This is a genomic window from bacterium (genome assembly GCA_021372775.1).
In the GTDB taxonomy this organism is placed as follows: Bacteria; Acidobacteriota; Polarisedimenticolia; order J045; family J045; genus JAJFTU01.
In genome coordinates, this window is record JAJFTU010000120.1 from 1 (window position 1) to 3,705 (window position 3,705).

Here is a 3,705-nt window from a genome sequence, read left to right on the forward strand (position 1 = left end):
ACTTCACCGCGGCGCCGGCGGCGCGGAGGTTGTCGATGCGTTCGACGTACGCGGCGGTCTCGACGCTGACGCCCATCCAGACGTTCTTCGGCCAGGGGAGGCGCGGCGCCAACTCGTTCAGCCGGCGCGCGCGCTTGGTCAGGACCTGGAACTGGTGCCGGCCCGCTTCCTCCATCACGGCGAACACGCGCGCGATGAACTCCTCCGGCACGAGCTCGTGAAAGAGGTCGCTCATCGAGTTCACGAAGATGCGCTGCGGCGTCTTCCACTCCAGCGGCAGCCGGAGAGCGTCCTCGTGGAGCGTCACTTCGAATCCGCGCTCGTACTGGGGCAGGCCCATCAGCCGCAGCCGCTTGGCCATCCGCTCGGCGTAGCAGTGCTGACAGCCCGGACTGACCTTGGAGCACCCCGTGACGGGGTTCCAAGTGGACTCCGTCCATTCGATCGCGGATCGGCGGGCCATCAGAGTTCTTTCTTGAGGATGTGGTCGGCGATCCTGAGGGCGACGTCGCCGCCCTTGCCGGGGCTTCCCGCGGCGAAGCATAGCATGTACAAGGGACAGCCCGTGGAGTTGCGCAGGAGCGCGTGGTTCGGCGCGACGACGGGAAACTCCTCGCTCAGTCGCCGCTTGTAGAAGGAAGCGATCGACTGCGCCGTCGCCGTCTTCTCCATCCTCTCCGGAATGTCGAACAGCGCCGGCTCCTGGACGGGCTGATAGAACTCGTCTCGCCACGCCTCCGTGCCGAAGATGCGCGTCAAGGCGGCCGCCCATCCCGGGGGGACGTTCCCGTCGCGTTGGAGAAGACGCTGCGTCGCGACGCCGAGCGGAAAGAGGACCCAGACGTCGATCGCGCGGGTGGCGGCGACGGCCTTCATCGTGCGCCACGCCACCTGCATGCCGTAGGGATCGAGGAACAACACCGCGCGGCGCTTGCGCCAGTCCTTGGCGGCGAGGGCTTGGAGGAGATCGTTCGCGTCGCCGCACCGGACGTCGAGCGACCGCTGCGGAAATTCGTCGGCCTGCGCCCGCAGAGCCTCGCACTTGACGGGATCGGCTTCCATGAAGATGTACCTGTCGAACGGCGGCTCGACGCCCAACGCCATGCGGGCCGAGCCGTCCAGAATCGGCTTGGCGTCGCGGTGGAAGTCGGAGAAGTCGAAGAGCGGCGCGGCGTTGTCCGCCTCGTCGCTCGGCCTGCGTCGTCCCGTCCCGGCGAAGGCGTCGATGTAGGCCGTGCGGAACGGCTGTTTCTTCATCACCTGCGTATAGGCTCGAAGGTAGCTCTGGACGATTTCCAGTTTCCTGGTCGTCCAGTCGCCGCCGAACGTGTGGACGCCGCCGTTGTGCGCCGAGCCGGACATGGCCCCCCCTCGCGGAAGATCGCCGAGCCGCGACGCTCCCCGATGCGTCGGCCCCCGGCGGGCGATCGGGCGAAGTGCACTTCGGGGTCCGAGCGCGACGCGCGGGGACCGTTGCGGAAGCGGGACGACGCGGCGCCCGACGGAGAGCATCGAGGAACGCGGGGCGCCGAACGCCGACGGGCCGCCTCCGGGCGCGCCGTTCGGGGACCGCGCGGCGCGGTCCGGCCGGCACGATAGAATGGCCGGCATGAGGCTCTCTCTTCGTTGCGCGGGATTGGTCGTCGCGGCGGCGCTCGGCGTCGCCGGCGGGTGCTCGTCGAAGCCGGACACGATCGTCGTCGTCACGGTCGCGGGGCTGCGGGCCGACGCGGTGGACCGCGCGGCCGCGCCGCGGATCGCGGGGCTCGGAGCGCCGCGGATCGCCGCGGCGCCGTCGCCGCAGACGACGCTCGCGCTGGCCGCGTTCGCGGCGGGGCGCCCGCCGCAGGAGATGGGGCTGGAGCACGGCGACCTGGCGCGGCTGCCGCTCGGCGCGACGACGCTGGCCGAGGAGCTGAAGCGGCGCGGCTTCGCCTCCGCGGCGTTCGTCGGGCAGGCCGACGTCACGCCGCTCTCCGGCCTCGCCCGCGGCTTCGACGCCTGGAGCGGCCCGGAGGCCTCGGGCGACCGCGCGGTCTCGGCCGACGAGGCGGCGGAGGTCGCGTCGCGCTCCGGCTTCACGCCGGCCGCGGAACTGGCCGCGAAGGCGGCGGCGTGGCTCAAGGAGCGCGCGGGGGAGAAGCGGCTCTTCCTCTGGGTCCATTTCGCCGACATCCCGGCGGCGGTGAGCTTCTCGGGCGAGCCGCCGCGCGCGGGATACGGGCGCGGGTTGGCCGCGGTGGACGCGGCGCTCGGCTCGCTGCTTGACGCGCTCGACGCCTCGGGGCGCAAGGGGCGGGTGCTCGTCGTCCTCTCGCCGCACGGCCTCGCGCTGGGCGACGAAGGGGAGACGCTGGCGGGGCTCGGGCTGCAGGAGTCGGTGCTGCGCGCGCCCTTCTGGATCGTCGGCGGGCGCGGCCCGGCCGGCTCGGCGACGGCGCCGCTGACGGCGCTGCGCGGCGAGATCCTCGCCCGCGCCGGGCTCGGCGGCGCGCCGGCCGCGGCCGCGGACGTGACCGCGACGACGAGCGAGCCGGCGCGCTTCTTCGGCTGGCCCGCGGAACGCGTCGTCGTCGGCGCCGACGGGCGCGCGGGGAGGCGCGAGGGGACGCCGCCGACGGACGCGCCGGCGCTCTTCGCGGCGATGAACCGCGCGCGCGAGGCGCTCTTCGCCGGGAAGGGACTGGAGTCGTTCGACCTCTACGCCGAGGCGGCGAAGAGCGCGCCGCAGGCGAGCGCGCCGCGCCTCGCGCTGCTGCGGCTCGCGTCGGCGCTCGATCCGGCCGACCGCGCGGCGCGCGCGGCGGTCGAGGGCGCGGCGGCCGCCGAGGCGCTGCAACTCGCGGGCGACGACCCCGCGCGGCTGATCGACGCCGCGGAGGCGCTCGAGCAGGCCGGGCGGAACGACGAGGCGCTCGCCGCGCTGCGGCGCGCGCCGACGGCGCGGCTCGGCGCGGGCGGGCGCGCGGTCCTCGCCGAGCGGTTCGCGGCGGCCGGCTCGCGCGACGAGGCGCTGGCGCTGCTCGAGCCGCTGGCGCAGGCGGAGCCGGACGCGCCGGAGCTGTGGGAGCTGGTCGGCGACCTGCACAACCGCGCGGGCAACGGCTTCCTCGCCCGGCAGGCGTACGAGAAGGCGCTGGCCGCGGGGCTCGGCCGCTCGGCGAACCTCGTGGCGAAGCTCGGCGACGCGCTGGCCTCGCTCGGCGACAAGGACGGCGCGCTGCAGCGCTACGCCGAGGCGGTGAAGATCGACCCGTCGTACCGCTATCCCCATTCGCGGGCGGCCGACATTCTGATCGAGAAGAAGGAGTACGGCGCGGCGGCGCACGCCGTCGTGCTCAGCCTTCCGGCGGCGCCGGACGCGGTCTCGGGCGCGCTGCTCAAGGGGCGCGCGCTGCGGCGGCGCGGGCTGCTGCAGGCGGCGGCGATCGAGCTGGAGCGCGGGCTGAAGGAGTCGCCGCGCGAGGAGCGGCTGACCTGCGAGCTGGCGGGGACGCTGGCCGACGGCGGGGCGCGCGACAAGGCGCGCGAGCTGCTCTCGGCGCTGCTGCAAGGCGCGCCGCGCTCGGCGCGCGGGATGATCGAGCTGGCGCGGCTCGAGGCGCTCGAGGGACGCGGCGCGGAGGCGCTGCGCCTGCTCGCGGCGGCCGAGCCGCTGGCCGCGGCGCCGCTCGCGGCGCGCGTGCGCGGCGAGGACGCCTTCGC

At 74.7% G+C, this 3,705-nt stretch carries 3 protein-coding genes; 1 reads left to right on the plus strand and 2 read right to left on the minus strand.

Annotated elements, in window-relative coordinates:
* Positions 1 to 463 (minus strand): phage Gp37/Gp68 family protein (locus LLG88_04160; GenBank protein MCE5246099.1); only part of this gene is annotated, 463 nt, incomplete at its 3' end.
* Entirely contained in the window at positions 463 to 1,362 is a 900-nt protein-coding gene (locus tag LLG88_04165; GenBank protein ID MCE5246100.1) for a three-Cys-motif partner protein TcmP, read from the minus strand. The genes LLG88_04160 and LLG88_04165, both read right to left, overlap by 1 nt.
* Positions 1,363 to 1,609: 247 nt before the next feature.
* Here LLG88_04165 and LLG88_04170 point away from each other — a divergent pair.
* The coding region (locus tag LLG88_04170; GenBank protein MCE5246101.1) for a sulfatase-like hydrolase/transferase at positions 1,610 to 3,705 on the plus strand (2,096 nt) is incomplete at its 3' end.